Source organism: Spirilliplanes yamanashiensis (genome assembly GCF_016863475.1).
Taxonomy (GTDB): Bacteria; Actinomycetota; Actinomycetes; order Mycobacteriales; family Micromonosporaceae; genus Spirilliplanes; species Spirilliplanes yamanashiensis.
Genome location: NZ_BOOY01000042.1, coordinates 42,592 through 58,802, shown reverse-complemented (window position 1 = coordinate 58,802; position 16,211 = coordinate 42,592). Strand labels below are relative to the sequence as shown.

Genomic DNA, 16,211 nt, shown 5'->3' with positions numbered 1-16,211 from the left:
ATGCACCCCTCTGACGACCCGCGCCGTGCCGACGGTTCGGTGGCGATCTCCCGGCGGGCCCTGCTCGCCCTGGCCGGGGCGGCCGGCGGTGCCCTCGCCCTGCCGGCCACCGCCGCTGCCGCCCCGGCCGGCGCCCGCGCCGCGGGCCCGGTGGCCGACGAGTACCACCGGCTGCTGCTGGCGCACACCCGCTGGGTGCAGCAGCAGTGGGACCCGGCGATCGGCGCCTACCGCCTGGCCGACTTCCGGTTCGCCGCCGTGCTCGGCAACGCCGTGCTGCTCACCACCGACGGCTACGACGCCGGGCTGGCCGGCGTCGACGCGGCCACCCTGCGGCAGCGCACGCTCGCCACGATCACCCGGTTCGCGGCCACCAACCGGCTCGCCGGCGGCAGCGAGTGGGGGCGGCGGCTGTTCTGGGACTCCACGTTCGAGCTGTACTTCGTGCTCGCCGCACGGCTGCTCTGGGCCGAGCTGAGCGCCACCACCCGGGGGCACGTCGACGCGATCGCCCGCGGGCAGGCGGCGTACGCGTACGCGCTGGGCACCGGCGACGACCCGCTCAGCGGCGCGTGGACGCCGAACGGCGGCACGGGCGGCCACCGCGGCGACACCAAGCTGGAGGAGATGGGCGTCTACGCGCAGGCCATCGCGCCCGGCCTGGCCTGGGCCCCGGCGGGCGACGCGGAGGCGGCGCGCTGGCGGGACCGGTTCGTGTTCTGGGCCGCCAACTCCAGCGGCCTGCCCGCCGCCGACCGGGCCAACCCGGCGGTCGTCGACGGCCGGCGCATCGACCAGCTGATGACCGCGCACAACCTGCACGACACGTTCGTGGTCGAGAACCACAACTCGGTCAACCCGCACTACCAGGCGGAACTGTGGCGCACCGCCGGCCGCGCCGCCGCGCACTTCCTCGCCGCCGGCAAGCCGCTGCCGCAGGTGCTGACCCGCCAGCCGAACGGCCGCGAGCTGTGGGCGACGCTGCGGCTGCTGGCCAGCGACGCGGGCGAGCCGGTGATGCCGATGGTCGCCGACCGCTACCACCTGTACGGCCGCGACGTGCTGCCGCTGGCGTTCCTGGCGCAGGTGCAGGGCGACCGGCACGCCGCCCGCGCCGAGGCCGACCTGGCCGCGCGCCTGATGCCGTACCTGCGCTACGCCCCCGAGTACCGGCTGACGAAGTTCAGCGGCGAGGAGAAGTACGAGCCGGAGGCGCGCGCCGAGCTGGCCATCGCGTACCTGTTCCACCGCTGGCGCGCGACGCCCGTGCAGCCGGTGACCGGCGCGGAGTTCTTCGCCGCGGCCGCGGGCGTCCGCCACTTCGGCGGCGCCGTCGGGCTGACCGCGCACCAGAGCACCGCCGGGTTCGCCGCGGCCGTCACGAAGCCCGGCCAGGTGCGGTTCCTGTGGCAGCCCGGCCACGACAACTGGCTGATCGACACCCGGGCGTCCGCGTTCCTGCCCGCGCAGGCGACGCCGCCGACCCGGACCTGGACGGCCGCGTACACCGCGGCCCGCGACGGCGTCGACGCCACCGCCACGGTGCTGCAGACCGCCGCCGGCTGGGCCGGCTACGCCACCCTGCCCACCGGCACCGTCGTGTACGCCGGACCCGGGCCGTCCGCGCTGACCCTGTTCAACCTGACCATGCCCGGCGTGCCGGGGCTCGACGGCAGCCGCACCTTCACGGGCCCGGCCGGCACCGTCACGCCCGCGGCCGGGCTCGGCGACGGCGGCACCGACGACGTCACCTTCCCCGCCCGCGCCGCGCGCCACGTCCGGTTCCTCGGCCGCGCCGCCGCCGACCAGTACGGCTACTCGCTGTACGCCCTGGAGGCGTACGACACCGGCGGCACCGACCGGGCCCGCGGCCGCACCGTCACCGCCTCGTCCGCCGACCCGGGCTACCCCGCCGCCAACGCCGTCGACGGCAACGGCGGCACCCGGTGGGCCGTCGCCCGCGAGGAGCGCGGCCGCGCCGACAGCTGGCTCGCCGTCGACCTCGGCGCCGTCGTCCAGCTCAGCCGGGTGCGGCTGCAGTGGGAGTCCGCGTACGCCACCGCGTACCTGGTGCAGACCTCCACCGACGGCGCCACCTGGACCACGGCGGTGACCGCCCCGGCCTCCTCCGCGCTCGGCGCGTGGGCCGGCATCGACGGCCGCGCGGGCGTCGTCGCGCACGGGGCCACGAGCCCGATCACGGCCTCCGCGGCCCGGGTCACGATCCCGGCCGCCACCCTCGTCGAGGGGTACGTCGGCAGCGGCACCGACCTCGCCGCGGCGGCGGCCCGGCGTCTGCCCACCGGCGGCCCGGCCGCCCTGCGGCTCAGCGACGCCGACGGCTACCTGACCCTGCTCAACCTGTCCGCGGCCGCCGTCACCGGCGTTCTGCTCACCCTGCCGCGCGGCGACCGCCTGTACCGGGGGGTGTCGGTCGTCCGCGCGGACGGCGGCCTCGACCTGACCGCCTCGGTGCCCGCGGGCACCGGCGCGGTCCGGCCCACCCGGTTCACCGTGACCGGCCGCGCCCCCGCCGGAACCAGGTTCTCCGTCGCCGACTCGCACCACGTCACCGTCACCGCCCCGGCCGGGGCGGCCGTCGACGTCACCCTGACGGCGGGCGGCTGGTCGGCGCCGGCGCAGGTGCCCGCCGGCGCCACGCGCAGCTTCGCCAGGCCGGTCGCCGGCCCCGTCACGCCGAGCACCGACCTGGCGCGCGGGCGGATCACGTTCCCCACCTCGCCGCTGCCCGCCGGCATGGGCGAACCGGCCCGCGCCGTCGACGGCGACCCGGGCACCGCCTGGCGCCCCGGCCCGGACGGGCGGATGGTCGTCGACCTCGGCACGGCGCGCACCGTGACCACGGTCGCGCTCACCTGGACCGGGGGCGCCCGCCCGGCGGCCGTCGTCACGACCTCCACGGACGGGGCGACCTACACGCCCTTCGCCGGGCCGGCGAGCGCCCGCTACGTCGCGGTGGCCGTGCCCGGCTGGCGGGCCGGCGGCCCGGAACTCGTCGAGCTGGCGGTGCGCTGACGGCCGGAGCGCTCACTCGAAGGCGGGGTCGGTGCGGTCGACGTTGGCGAGCATCGACTCGACGTGGAAGCACTGGCCGCCGTCGCAGTCGGCCGACGCCCACTGCACCGCGACGACCACGCGGAACATCGCCACCCGGGCGGGCCGTTGCGCGGCCGGCACCACGACGCAGTCACCGCCCGTGGGCTGCTGCCAGCACCGGCCGACGTACCAGTGCCGGGTGAACTTCGTCGGCGCGCCGCCGTCGGTGACCCGCTCCGGCGCGGTGGGCAGTCCCTCGACGGCGGCCGTCTGCGCCGACCAGGCCATCTCGGTGCGGGTCGCGGCGAGCAGGGCGTCGACCTGCGGCGGGCGCGACCGGCTCCACTGGGCCTGGACCGCCGCGTGCGGGCGGTTGACGAGCACGGCGGTGCCGGGCAGCAGGCTCACCCGCTCCATCGCCACGACGGCGTAGCGGGTGGCGGCCTGCCGGTCGGTGTGCACGCGGGTCGTCTCCACCGCCCGGACGAAGAAGGCGAGCAGGGACGCCAGGGCGGCGGCGATGACGGCGAGGGCGACGACGACTTCGAGCAGCGTGACGCCCGCGTCGCCGTCCCGCTCGGGGGCGAGCCGGCGGGTCATCGCTCCACGACGCCCGTCAGGCCGCCGGCGGCCGTGCGCGCGTCGGCGTTCCACTTCTGGGCCGCGTGGCCGGTGCACGGCTCGAAGCCCACGACGACGCCCTGTTCGCCGGCCTGCCTGCCCAGGGTGCCCATACACGTGCCGGCCCAGGTGCCCGTGCCCTCGATGCGGTACGCCTCGTCGAACGTGGGGGTGTCCGCGCCCCGGTTCACGAACAGCATGTTGCGGGGGAGCACGGCCGGGCAGTCCACGATGCCGGCCTTCAGGTCCTCCGAGTCGGTGGCGTGGGGGTTCGGCGGCGCCACGATGCACCGCTTGGTGCCGCCGGTCGTCAGGTAGTACACCGGGCCCGCCGCCTGGCCCGGCTCCGGCAGGTACCAGATCTGGTTCCAGTAGCTCGTCGAGGCGGGGTCGGGGTGGCCCTTGCACGGGAACGTCTTGACGATGTTGCTGATCGAGTCGTAGTCGAAGCACCGGCTGAACGTCTCGTAGTTGACCAGCTGCCGCGTCGCGGGACCGGCCGGGCCCGAGCCGGTCGGGCCGTCGAGGTGCCAGGACTGGTAGTTGTTCGGGAACGACGTGTTGCAGGCGGAGTTGCCGCCGGTGACGCCGCCGCTGGTGCTGTTGAGCAGGATCTCGCTGCCGTCGGTGTCGCGCTGCTGGACGCTCCAGCAGAAGCTGTTGAACCCGGTGCGGTCGGCGTTGGGGCCGAAGAAGCCGCTGGCGGTGTTGATGTACCACTGCTGGCGGGCCAGGCCGCTGCCGCTTGCGCAGTGCTTGAGGACCAGCTTCTGGTTGAGCGCCTGCGCGCCTACGCCGGACGTGTCGACGCACAGGCCGGTCGGGAACCGGGCCGGGTCCGCGCCGACCAGGTTGATGGTGGCGTTCGGCTGGTAGCCGAACCGCTGCTGCGGGACGGCGGGCTGGGCGAAGTCCGCCGGGTTGCACAGCCGCATCCGCAGCGGGATGCCGGAGTAGACGGTCGCCAGGTTGCCGGCGTCGAGGCACAGCCGGTTGGTGCCGCCCACGTCGAGGACCTTGATGCGGCCGCCGGCGGTGTTCGTCCGGCCCTCCGTCTTGAACACGTAGGTGGCGCTCAGCGTCCGCCGGTTGCCGCCGGCCGTGGTGCCGACCGCCGTCAGGTGCGCGAAGTTGGGCGTGGCGGCGAGCTGGTCGGCGCACGGCCGGCTGTTCGCCTGCACCCAGGCCAGGCTGCGCCCCTCGGGGTCGAGCAGGAGGTACCGGATCGTCACCGCGTACGCCGACGACCCGGAACCGGCGGTGCCGGTCACCGCGGGGCCGCCCGCCGGGAGGCACGGCAGCTCGCCGGTGTCGCCGCCGCCGCCGGACAGCCGGGCGGCCCGCAGGGTGCCCAGCGCGCTGCTGAGCCCGCTGCGCGCCGCGAGCAGGGACGCCGCGCGCCCGCTGCTCGTCCGGGTCTCCGTGATGTTGACCAGCAGCGCGTTCGACATGAGCAGGCCGAGCCCGGCGCCGACGATGACGATCAGCATCGCCAGCGGCATCGACCCCTCGTCGCCGGCGCGGCGCCCGGTCACGGCCGGCCCAGGCCGGCGCACACCGGCTGCTCGGTCGCTGTGCCGGTGTGGGTGTTCAGCGCGGTGAAGGTGTACTCGCCGGAGCGGGCGGCGGCGCCACCCGCCGCGACGGCCAGGTTGACGGTGAGCTGCTGGTGCGGGGACCCGCTCGTGGTGGCGTCCCGGCGGGTGAACCGGGCGCCGGCGCCGACGCCGGACGCGAGGGTCCGCCACCCCCCGGCCGCGGCCGCGCCGTCCCTCGACCGGGCCTGGAAGGTGCCCGGCGAGCCGCCGACGCGCAGCTGGGTGCACCGCCGCACCCCGTCGGCGTGCAGCTCGTACTCGACGTAGCGGTAGCCGGCCGGCGACAGGCCCGTGGCCGGCTCGGTGATGCCGTACGCGTACCGGATCTCGCGGTCCAGCCGCTGGAACGTCACGTGCAGGCCCGACGACACGGCCGACAGGTCGCCGACGGAGGCCGTCGTGCGGCGCAGCTGCACGATCCCCGCGAGCGCCAGCGCGCCGACGAGCGTCATGACCGTCATCGCGACCAGGGTCTCGATCAGGGTCATGCCGCCGTCACCGGCGAGGCGCAGGCGGGGCGCGCGCGGCTCGTTCATCGACCAGGTTCCCTTCTGCTCAGCCCTGTCCGCGGCCGAGGTTGTGGTGGGCGAGGATCTCCTGGGCGGACAGCTCGCCGTGGTAGACGGCCACCTCGTCGAGGGACCCCAGGTAGGCGTTGGCGCCGTCGCTGGCCCGTCGGCCGAACCGGATGAGGGTGCCGGCGTCGCGGGTGGTGGCCGGGCCGGTGCCGGTGGCCTGCAGGACGCCGTCGACGTACAGGGCCAGCGCGCCCGTGACGCCGTTGCGGGTGAAGGCGACGTGGTGCCAGGCGCCGTCGTTGAAGCCGGTGGCCGACTGGATGGCGACGTCGGAGCCGCCCGCGTCGCCGACACCCGCCACCACCCGGCCGTCCGACCGCAGGCTGCTGCCCCAGTCGTCGGCCGCGCCCGTGGCGTCGGCGTCGACGAGGGCGGCGCCGCCGGCGAAGCCGGGGTTGAGGTAGAGGCCCTGGGTGGACTTGAACCAGTACTCGGCGGTGAAGGTGTCGAGGACCGGCCGCGCGGCACGGCTGGAGTCCTGGCCGCCGTTGTAGGCGGCCGCGGTGTTGCTGTCGCCGGTGAGCGCCCCCGAGCCGCCGAGGGTCGTCGTGACGTAGTACAGCCCGTCCGCCGCGCCGGTCTCGTCGGCCATGGGCGGGGTGACCCGGAAGTTGTCGAAGTGCAGGCCGTGGCTGTTGGTGTGGGTGTTGGCGATGGCGCCCAGGGCGTCGCCGAGGGTGATGCCGGCCCGGCCCGCGGCGGTGATGCGGTTGGCGGTGGTGTCGACGTAGCTGATCCGCTCCAGGCCGTCCTCCAGCACGCGGATCGTGGTGCCGTTCATGTCCAGGCTCAGGTTGAACCAGTCGCCGATCGGGTTCATGCCGATGCCGGCGTACTCGCCGATCTTGGTGGGGGTGCCGTTGACGACGCGGTAGAGCCGCAGGTAGCCGGTGCTCGCGTAGTGCTCCCGCCGGGCCATGTAGTAGGAGTTCGTGCCGGTGTTGACCCGGCCGACGAGCCCGCCGGCGTCCTCGGTGAGCCGGATGTCGTTGTCGGCCTTCTGCGAGGAGTACGCCTCCACCTTGTAGTCGGCGCTCGGCGGGATCGCGTTCGTGTAGTACACGTTGCCGTACGTGCTGTTGCCGCCCTTGCGCAGCCGGCCGAGGTCGGTGATGATGCCGTCCGCGCTGCCGAGCAGCTTCGTCCAGGTGGCGGCGGTCTCGCCGGCCCGGCTCTGCAGGGTCGCGCCGGTCGCGCCGGTCATGTTGTCGGCCGAGATCGTCGCCTCGCCGAGCCGGTACCAGCGGCCCAGCGACGGGGCGCCGCCGACCGCCGCGGCGTACGTGCTGTACCGCTTGGCGACGTTCGCGCTGCCGTAGGTGGTCGTGTTGCCGAGGACGTCGGCCACGACGTACTGGTAGCGGTAGCAGCGGCCGATCGCCGGGGTGGCGTCGGTGAACGGCGAGGACGGGTTCGTCCCGCCGGTGACGGTCGCGAACGCCCCGAACGACCCGCAGGTGTTGCCGGTCAGCGTGGCCTGGGCGCGCTGCAGCAGCGGTGCGGCGCCGAGCACGCCGACGCCCGCGTCGGTCCCCGCGCTGAAGGTGACCGTGATCGAGGCGGGTGCGGCGCCGTTCACGAAGTCGACCGAGCCGCCCGCGGGCCCGGTGTTGTCCGGGGTCGCCGAGAACGGGGCCGACGCGGACAGCCCGGCGGCGTTGTGCGCGGTGACGGTGACGGTGCCGGGGACGGCGGGATGGGCCGACGACCACGCGTAGGTCTGCGGGCTGGTCGTGCCGGGCGCCGTCCAGCCGGTGCCGAGGTTCGGCATCGCCCACGAGCCGATCCCGGACTGCGCGTCGGACGAGCTCGCCGTCACCGTGAACGAGCCGCCGGACTGGCCGCCCCGGTACCAGACGGTGGAGCCGCCGCCGTTCCAGTACGCGTTGGACAGTGCCGAGAACGACAGCACCGGCGTGCCCGGGGCGGTGGTGTCGATGGTGACGGCGCGGGTGCCGGTGGCGGACGAGTTGCCGGCGACGTCCGTCGCGACGAACCGCACGGTCGTGCTGGACGTCACCGCGAACGGGGCCGCGTAGGTCTGGGCGGTGCCCGACGACACCGGGTCGGAGCCGTCGGTCGTGTACCGGATCTGCGCGACTCCGCTGCCGGACCCGTCGGTGCCGGCGAGAGTGACCTGCACGGGGACCGAGCTGTGCCAGCCGTTGCCGTTGGCGGCCGGGCTCGCCGACGAGGACACGACCGGCGCGACGGTGTCGACGACGATCGGGACGGACGCCTGCGACCCCTGCCCACCGATCGCGTGGACGACGTGGGCGCCCTCGGCCGCCGCCGGGATCGACAGCGACGTGATGCCCGCCGCCCCAGCGCCGTCGACGGCCGCGGGGGAGCCGGTCAGCGCGGTCGCCGCGTCCAGCCGGTAGGTGACGGTCTCGTTCGGCAGAAAACCGGTCAGCGAGCCGGTGAGCGCCCGGGGGAACGGTCCCCTGACCGCCGTGTGCGACAGCGTGATCGCCGGGACGTTCGCCCGCCACACGTTGCCGGGGTTGCTCGTCGTCCCGGAGAAGGCACTCCACGTATCGTCCAGTGTCAACGCCGTACCCACCAGTGCGAGGGCAGGCAGGGACGCCAGAAGGGCGCGCGACGCGAGCTGTCGCCTGCTGGTTCCCATGTCATCACTGTTCGGCGTCACCCATGCGGACCTGCGCGATCAGCGCCAAAGAATCGTCAATTCCGGAAACCAATATTATTAGCTGCGCCGCCGTGTTCCGGGGCCATTTCCACGAAATCGAAAACTGCGGAGCAATCAATCTTCAAAGACCTCTGACAACCGTTGACCGCGGGCCGGCGGCTCCGGTGTGTGGCAGGACGACGGCGCCTGCGGCGGCGGCCCGGACGGCGGCAGCCTGAGCGTCCGGACGTCGTCCGTCCGGCAGGGCGAGAGCGTCCAGGCGGACTTCCGGGTCGGCGCGGCGGACCCCACCAACTGGGTGGGCGTCTGCACCGACCCCGGCAACGGCCCCGTCGACCAGACGTTCGTGGGCGAGCCGCACCGGTGGCAGTACGTGCGGGCCAAGCAACTGCGGTTCCTGGTCGAGCGCGCCGTCGACGTGGTCGGATTCCAGGAGAACGACCGCGCCGCGGCCGCTCTGGGTGCGGCGCTGGGCTGGTGCCACCACGACGACGGCGCCGACGTGGGCATCCTCAGCTCGACCGGTCCGCCACCACGCCGGTGCTGTTGACCGGCAACTTCAACGCGCGGGTCGACACGTCCGGCAGGTCCACAGTGACCCGGGCGTCTACGCCAAGTGCGGCTGGCCGGTCCTCGGCTCATAGGCGCTCGTCGTCGGCGCCCCGCAGGCCATCCCGAACCACGGCGCCAACGCCTGGACGTCCGACCACGCCGCCGTGCTGACCACGTTCCAGGTGCGTCAGGGCAGGACTTCGTCGTAATTCTTGACGCCGTAACGGCTCATGAAGTGAAATTCTTTCCGGCGGGCTGCCGCCACGGGGGTACCCGCCCCGCCACCGCCGGCCGGAAGGACCCACCCCCATGAGCCGTCTGATCCGCACCATCGCCTCCGTCGGCGCCGCCGCGGCCCTGGGCGGCGGGCTGCTCGCCGCCCAGCACCCCGCTGCCGCCGCCGACACCCCGCCGGCCACCCGGTTCGCGGCGCGGGTGCAGGCCGAGCTGCCCAACGCGCAGCACGGCGTCGTCAACGAGCCCACCACCGACGTCGACGGCGGCCAGAACGCCGCCTACATCGCCGCCGGTGACTGGCTGCGGTTCGACGACGTCGCCTTCCCGCGCGAGTTCCCGTTCAACTTCTTCAAGGCCCGCGTCGCCTCGGGCGCGCGCCCGCACGTCACCGGCACCGTGCAGGTGCGCCTCGACAGCATCACCGGGCCGGTGATCGGCGAGATCGCCGTCGGCAACACCGGCGGCTGGCAGAGCTGGCGCACCGACACGGTCGCCATGACCCGGTCGGTCGGCGGGGTCTACGACGTGTACGTGACCTTCGCCGGTGAGTCCCGCGCGGACTTCGTGAACGTCAACTGGATCGGCTTCTCCTGAGCCGGCCGGCGGCCGGCCGTCCCGTCAGGTCGTGACCAGGGACGGCTCGGTCGCCGGGTGGGGCTCCCGCCGGACGCCGCCGAGGGCCTCCACCGCGCCGCCGACCGCCGCCGCCGTCACCGCGGCCAGCACCGTCCCGGCGCGGGCGGCGTGGCCGGCCCGTCCGCGGCCGGTGGGGCGCACCACGCCCGACGCCTCCCGCAGCACCGCGCGCGGCAGGGTGCGGCTGACGTACGAGCGCTCGGCGCCGAGGGAACGCGACCCGCGCAGCAGCCGGGCCATCTGCACCTTGCCGCGGCCCTCGGCGTAGCAGCGCTGCATCAGGAAGCGGAACGTGGACCGCTCCCGCGGCACGTCGTGCTCGACGACGGCGCCGGGCACGTACATCCAGTGGCCGCCGCCGGCGCTCATCCGCAGGCACAGGTCGGTGTCCTCCGGCCGGTTGCGCTTGCCGATCTTGCCGAAGCCGTCGCGGAAGCCGCCGACCGCGGTGAACGCGTCGCGCCGGACGGCCATGCTGGCCGACCAGACGTTGCGCACCGGCGCGGTCGTCGTGGGCATGCCGGTGTACGAGGCGCCGACCGCCCACAGCAGCTCGTCGGGCAGCCAGCTCGGGCGCGAGCGGCTCCAGCCGGCCGCGATGGCGCCGCCGGTGCCGACCACGTCCGGGTCGGCGAACGGCTCGGTGAGCTGGGCGAGCCAGTCCGGGCCCGCCGCGATGTCGCAGTCCAGGAACGCGATCAGCGGGGTGGTGGTGTGCTGGGCGCCGGTGTTGCGGTTGCCCGAGGCGCCCTGCTCGAAGCGGTTCTCCAGCACGGTGACGGAGGTCAGCTCGCGGCGGGCGCGCTCGAACAGGGCCGGGTTGTGGTCCACCACCACGACGACCTCCACCGGCGCGACCGGGTGCTGGCCCAGCGCCGCCGCGACGGCGCCGACCAGGGTGTCCCAGTTGCGTTCGGTGTGGCACGGGATGACGATGCTGACCTCGGCGGCGCCGCCCATCAGGCCGCCTCCGCCTTCTCCGTGGCCTTCTTCTCGGCGGTGAGCAGGGCGTCCACCCGGCCGAACCACTTGCCGCCCGGAACGGCGAGCACCGGCACGGTCTTGCTGACCGTCCGCCGCTTCGACGGCGCGGCGGCCTTGGCGGCGGCCCGGCGCCGCACGGCGCGGCGGTGGAACTCGCTCAGGATGGTGCGCAGCACCCGCGTGCCGTCGCGGAAGGTGTTCAGGTTGCTGGTGCCGTGGATGCGCAGGTGCTCGATGCTGGAGACCTCCTTCACCCGCATCCCGCTGCTCGCCACCCGGATGTTGATCAGGGTCTCGATCTCGAAGCCGTCGCCCCACAGCTTCTTGCCGTCGGGCCCGGGCGCCAGGTCGGTGGAGGGCAGGTCCATCACGGGCACGACGCGACGCCAGAAGGCGTTGTAGCCGTAGCAGAGGTCGGTGAACTTGGTCGTGAAGAGCTTGTTGACGATCAGGTTCAGCCCTTCGTTGCCGACCCGGCGCAACGGGGTGATGTCCTTGCTGTGGCCGCCCTCGCCGAAGCGCGAGCCCTTGGCGAACTCGGCGCCGGCGACCAGGGTCTCCACGAACTTCGTGATCTCGGCCGGGTCGGTCGAGCCGTCCGCGTCGATCATCACGATGGCGTCGCCGGTGCAGGCGTCGAACCCGCTGGCCAGGGCGTTGCCCTTGCCCGTACGCGTCTGGCGCACGACCACCACGTCGGGCCGCAGCCGGCGGGCGACCTCGACGGTGTCGTCGGTCGAGCCGCCGTCGACCAGGACGACCTCGTGCAGCCCGTCCGGCAGCGCGCCGAACACGTGCGGCAGGTTCCGGGCCTCGTTGAGGGTCGGGATGACCACGCTGACCCGCGGCGCCCGCCGGGGGGCACCCCGGGGCGTGCTGCGGCGGTCGCGGGGACCCGCCGTCTGCGGGGCCTTGCGGCGCTCGGGGCGGGCCGCGTCGGGCGGCGTCGTGCGGTCGTCCATCATCGCGGGGGCCTCTCGTCGAGTTGTGCTCGACGTGCTGTCGGCATCCGCGGGGGCAACCTGAGACGACTGCCCCCGCCCGGACCCCCGGCGCGGACGTGACCGTCACAACCCCCCGAGAACCTCGACCCGCCCGCGGGTGCGCTGCCGGACGTGCCGCTTCAGGCGCTTCTCGTCGATGCGCCAGCCGAACACCTGCCGGTACACCGCCACGCCGCAGGGCGCCTCGTCGGAGCCGAGCAGCCGGCCCAGCCGGGGCCAGAACCCCCGCTCCGACGGCTCCCCGGACGGGAGCGCCGCCCCGGCCCGCAAGCGCAGCCCGACGTACGCCATCGACGACCCGTTCGAGGTCCCGACCCGGTAGAGCACCACGGCGTCGGTGTCCTCCCACGGCACGGTGACCTGCGGGGTGCGCCACGCCCACCCGTGGTGGGAGACGAGCCCGGCCGAGCGGCCCAGGGTCACGCCGTGACCGTCGACCCGCAGGGCGAGCGGGTGGCGCAGGACGTCGGCGAGGATCGCGACGCCCACCCCGCCGAACACGGCGACCGGCACGAGGATGACGGCCCAGCCCTCGGCGTCGCCGCGCATGGCCGGGTCGGTGCCGAACAGCGCCGCCCAGACCACGGCGACGACCAGGAAGAACCCGATCGCCAGGACGACCGTTGGCGTGAACCGAACCCGCTCCTCGTACAACTCCGGCATCCCTTCGGCGGCCCGCGCTGCCCGGGCGGTCGGCCCGCATCGTGCCATCGCCACGCCCGCCCGAAAGGGCACGGCGGCAGGGCCGTCAGCGCCCCAGCCGTGGGAACGCCGCGCGCAGGTCGGCGAAGAACTGCCGGTACCCGTCCTCGCCGTGGGCGCCGGCCGCCGCCCACAGGGCGTTCATCGCGGCCGTGCCGCGGCCTTGCGGCGGCGGCGCTCCGCCTTGCGCAGCTTGCGTTCCGCCCGCTCCGCCGCGGTGGGTGCGGGTTTCCGGGGTTTGGCGTGGTAGCGGGCGGCGATGTCGGTGGTCTGCCGGACGACCCGGTCCGGCGCCGGGTCCGCCGGCCAGAACTGCAGCAGGTACGCGTCGACGATCTCGTCCCTGCCCGCGGTGTCCTGGCGCCGGCCCTGCTCCATGCCGCGGGCGCAGTAGCGCACCCGGTAGTCGCCGGGCGGCAGCCTCGCCGGGTACGTCCGGTCCATCAGGCCGCCGACCCACAGCTTCTTGGCGCGCTGCCGGAACGGGGCCTCGACGGCGTCCTCCCACTCGTCGCCGAGCGGCGGCTCCGCCGGGTGCAGCTCGACCGTCATCCGCACGTACCCGGTGTGCAGGCCGGTCACCAGCACGAGGTGGCCGCGGACGGCGGCGCCGCACAGCCCGTTGGCCTGGCCGCGCCAGTACCGGTCCGGCTCGTGGCCGGCGTCGTCGCCCGGGTTGGCCCGGGCCGTCGCGTACGACACGAAGACGGCGCGGTCGAGCAGGACCGTCCCCGGCATCCAAACCCCCGTTGGCTGCCCGACCGGCCACTCAGGACCGTCGACTATTGACTCGCTTAAATGTTACGTGTCAGCGTGCAGTTCATTGCACACCGGTGACGCCGGCCGCGCGAGGAGACTGCCATGCTCGGTGCTCGTTTCTGCAGGCGCGCGGCCACCGCCGCGCTGCTGATCGCCGGGTCGCTGGTGGTGACCCCCGCCGCCCCGGCCGCCGCCGCCGAACCGTCGGCCCTGGTCAACCCGTTCGTCGGCACGCAGAACTTCGGCAACACGTTCCCCGGCGCCACCGCCCCGTTCGGCATGGTCCAGGTCAGCCCCGACACCGGCGGCCAGGGCGGCTACGACTACCAGCAGAACGCCATCCACGGCTTCAGCCAGACCCACCTGTCCGGGGTCGGCTGCGAGGTCGCCGGTGAGTTGCCGATCATGCCCACCACCGGCGCCGTCACCAGCGGCGACCACACCGCCTACCGGTCGGCGTTCTCGCACGACGACGAGGACGCCGAGCCCGGCTACTACCGCGTCGGGCTGTCCCGCTACGGGGTGAACGCCGAGCTGACCGCCACCGCCCGCACCGGCTGGCAGCGGTACACGTTCCCGGCGACGAACGCCGCCAACGTGCTGTTCAACACCGGCAAGGCCAACCAGCGGGTGTTCAGCTCGGAGGTGCACGTCGTCGGCGACCGCACCGTCGAGGGGCGGGTCGAGGCCGGCAACTTCTGCGCCGGGCAGGACCGGCACACCGTGTACTTCAGCGCCACGTTCGACCGGCCGTTCCGGGCCCACGGCACCTGGCGCGACACCACCCTGACGCCCGGCGGCCGCGACGCCGCCGGCGCCGGCGGCAACGGCGCCTGGGTCACGTTCGACGCCACCGGCGACCGGGACGTCGTCGTCAAGGTCGGCCTGTCGTACACCGGTGTCGACGGCGCCCGGCGCAACCTGGCGGCCGAGACCGGCAGCTCCTACGACTTCGGCGCCACCCGCGACCGGCTGCGCGAGACCTGGCGGCAGCACCTCGACGCGGTGCGGGTCACCGGCGGCTCCGAGCAGCGGCAGACCGCGTTCTACACCGCCCTCTACCACTCGCTGCTGCACCCCAACCTGGCCGGCGACGTCGACGGCCGGTACATCGGCTTCGACCGGCAGGTGCACACCGCGAACGGCTACACCCCGTACCAGAACTTCTCCCTCTGGGACACGTACCGCCCGCACCAGCAGCTGCTCCAGGTGCTGTACCCGCAGGTCGCCCGGGACGTGGCACTGTCCGTCGTGGCGATCGGCCGCGACGGCGGCTGGCTGCCCCGGTGGGCGCTCGTCAACAGCGAGACCAACATCATGACCGGCGACCCGGTCACCCCGTTCCTCGTCGAGGCCTGGTCGAAGGGCCTGCTCGCCGGGTACGAGACCGAGGCGTACGAGCTGATGCGCCGCAACGCCACCAGCACCCCGCCCGCGTCCTCGCCGTTCAACGGCCGCAGCGGCGTCGCCCACTACCTCAGCCGCGGCTACATCCCGTCCGGGCTGCGGGTCGGCACCGACTGCGCGCACAAGGGCGGCGACAACGACTGCGCCCACCCGGCCTCGGCGACGATGGAGTACGCGCTCGCCGACGCCGCCCTGGCCGTGATGGCGGGCGCCCTCGGCCGCACCGCCGACGCGCAGCTGTTCGCCGCGCGCGGCCAGTGGTACCGCACCCTGTGGGACACCGGCACCAGGCACTTCCGGCCCCGCACCACCGACGGCGGCTGGCTCACCCCGTACGACCCGGTGGCCGCCGACCGGCAGTTCCACGAGGGCGGCGCCTACCAGTACCAGTGGCTGGTGCCGCAGGACCCGGCCGGGCTGGTCGCCCTCATGGGCGGGCGGGCCGCCACCCAGCAGCGGCTGGACGCGTTCTTCGCCTACGACCGGCTGCTCACCGACCCGGCGGGCACCGCCCGGTCCGCGTGGATCACCCAGCCGTACGACTACTACGGCAAGCCCACCTACAACCCCAACAACGAGCCCGACCTGCTCGCGCCGTACATGTACCACTGGGCCGGCGCCCCCGCGAAGACCGCCACGGTCGTACGCGCCGCGATGACCCTGTTCACCACCGGCCCGGACGGCATGACCGGCAACGACGACCTCGGCACCATGTCCGCCTGGTACGTCTTCTCCTCGCTCGGCCTCTACCCGACCACCGCCGGCGGCAACTTCTTCGCCCTGTCCAGCCCGCAGTTCCCCTCGGCGCAGGTGCGCATCGGCGGCCACACCAACGGCCAGGGCGGCACGCTGACGATCAACGCCCCCGGCGCCACCGACACCGTCCGCTACATCCAGTCGGTGACGCTGGGCGGCGCCCCGGTGACCCGGTCCTGGCTCGGCTGGGACGCGCTCGCCCGCGGCGGCACCCTCGCCCACACGCTGGGCGGCAGCCCGTCGGCGTGGGGCACCGCCGCCGACGCCCAGCCCCCGTCCGGCGGGGCGGCGAACCAGCTCCAGGCCGGCCAGCGGCTGACCGCCAACCAGCGCCTGGTCTCGCCGAACGGCCGCTACACGCTGCTCATGCAGCCCGACGGCAACCTGGTCCTGTACGACGGCCCGCCGCAGCAGAACCCGATCTGGGCCACCGGCACCTGGAACCTGCCGGCCGACCGCCGCCCGACCCGCGCCGACCTGCAGCCCGACGGCAACCTCGTCCTCTACACCGACGCGGGCCAGCCGGTGTGGGCGTCGGGCAGCTGGGGCGCGAACCGGATCGCCCCGTACCTGTCCATGCAGGACGACGGCAACCTGGTCATCTACCACCACGCCCGCAGCCCGCTGTGGGCCAGCGGCACCGCCCGCTGACCGGTCCGCGGGTGGC

At 74.5% G+C, this 16,211-nt stretch carries 12 protein-coding genes; 4 read left to right on the top strand and 8 right to left on the bottom strand.

Annotated elements, in window-relative coordinates; translation table 11 throughout:
• Positions 1–3,036, top strand: coding sequence for a discoidin domain-containing protein (locus tag Sya03_RS29165; protein ID WP_203941659.1), 3,036 nt, complete (start codon positions 1–3; stop codon positions 3,034–3,036).
• Between the two features lie 12 nt (positions 3,037–3,048).
• On the opposite strand, the gene Sya03_RS29160 is transcribed toward Sya03_RS29165, so the two are convergent.
• From Sya03_RS29160 to Sya03_RS29145, 4 genes are read right to left on the bottom strand one after another with little or no spacing between them, the layout of a single operon-like run.
• Positions 3,049–3,657: a prepilin-type N-terminal cleavage/methylation domain-containing protein gene (locus Sya03_RS29160; RefSeq protein ID WP_203941658.1), complete on the bottom strand. Its 609-nt coding sequence runs from the start codon at positions 3,655–3,657 to the stop codon at positions 3,049–3,051.
• Complete coding sequence (locus Sya03_RS29155; protein ID WP_203941657.1) at positions 3,654–5,213, bottom strand: ricin-type beta-trefoil lectin domain protein; 1,560 nt, start codon at positions 5,211–5,213, stop codon at positions 3,654–3,656. The genes Sya03_RS29160 and Sya03_RS29155 overlap by 4 nt, the downstream gene beginning before the upstream one ends.
• Complete coding sequence (locus Sya03_RS29150) at positions 5,210–5,812, bottom strand: type II secretion system protein (RefSeq protein ID WP_203941656.1); 603 nt, start codon at positions 5,810–5,812, stop codon at positions 5,210–5,212. The genes Sya03_RS29155 and Sya03_RS29150 overlap by 4 nt, the downstream gene beginning before the upstream one ends.
• A gap of 19 nt (positions 5,813–5,831) precedes the next feature.
• The gene (locus tag Sya03_RS29145; RefSeq protein ID WP_203941655.1) at positions 5,832–8,408 is read right to left on the bottom strand and encodes a LamG-like jellyroll fold domain-containing protein; all 2,577 of its coding nucleotides are present in this window, start codon (positions 8,406–8,408) and stop codon (positions 5,832–5,834) included.
• A gap of 265 nt (positions 8,409–8,673) precedes the next feature.
• On the opposite strand from Sya03_RS29145, the gene Sya03_RS29140 reads away from it, so the two are divergent.
• Entirely contained in the window at positions 8,674–9,057 is a 384-nt protein-coding gene (locus tag Sya03_RS29140) for a hypothetical protein (RefSeq protein WP_203941654.1), read from the top strand.
• A gap of 311 nt (positions 9,058–9,368) precedes the next feature.
• Positions 9,369–9,890 (top strand): carbohydrate-binding protein, encoded by a 522-nt coding sequence (locus Sya03_RS29135; protein ID WP_203941653.1) that lies wholly within the window; start codon positions 9,369–9,371, stop codon positions 9,888–9,890.
• Between the two features lie 24 nt (positions 9,891–9,914).
• On the opposite strand, the gene Sya03_RS29130 is transcribed toward Sya03_RS29135, so the two are convergent.
• The 4 genes from Sya03_RS29130 to Sya03_RS29115 all read right to left on the bottom strand — a co-directional run bounded on the left by Sya03_RS29130 (position 9,915) and on the right by Sya03_RS29115 (position 13,360).
• Entirely contained in the window at positions 9,915–10,892 is a 978-nt protein-coding gene (locus tag Sya03_RS29130) for a glycosyltransferase family 2 protein (RefSeq protein ID WP_203941652.1), read from the bottom strand.
• A complete protein-coding gene (locus tag Sya03_RS29125; protein WP_275411490.1) occupies positions 10,892–11,881 on the bottom strand; it encodes a glycosyltransferase family 2 protein in 990 nt (329 codons plus the stop codon). Before Sya03_RS29125 ends, Sya03_RS29130 begins: the two co-directional genes overlap by 1 nt.
• Before the next feature lie 102 nt (positions 11,882–11,983).
• Positions 11,984–12,583, bottom strand: coding sequence for a hypothetical protein (locus Sya03_RS29120; protein WP_203941651.1), 600 nt, complete (start codon positions 12,581–12,583; stop codon positions 11,984–11,986).
• Positions 12,584–12,763: 180 nt separating this feature from the next.
• Positions 12,764–13,360 (bottom strand): hypothetical protein, encoded by a 597-nt coding sequence (locus Sya03_RS29115; RefSeq protein ID WP_203941650.1) that lies wholly within the window; start codon positions 13,358–13,360, stop codon positions 12,764–12,766.
• A 123-nt stretch (positions 13,361–13,483) separates the two neighbouring features.
• On the opposite strand from Sya03_RS29115, the gene Sya03_RS29110 reads away from it, so the two are divergent.
• Positions 13,484–16,195, top strand: a complete 2,712-nt coding sequence (locus Sya03_RS29110) for a GH92 family glycosyl hydrolase (RefSeq protein WP_203941649.1) — start codon at positions 13,484–13,486, stop codon at positions 16,193–16,195.
• Positions 16,196–16,211: the final 16 nt, after the last annotated feature.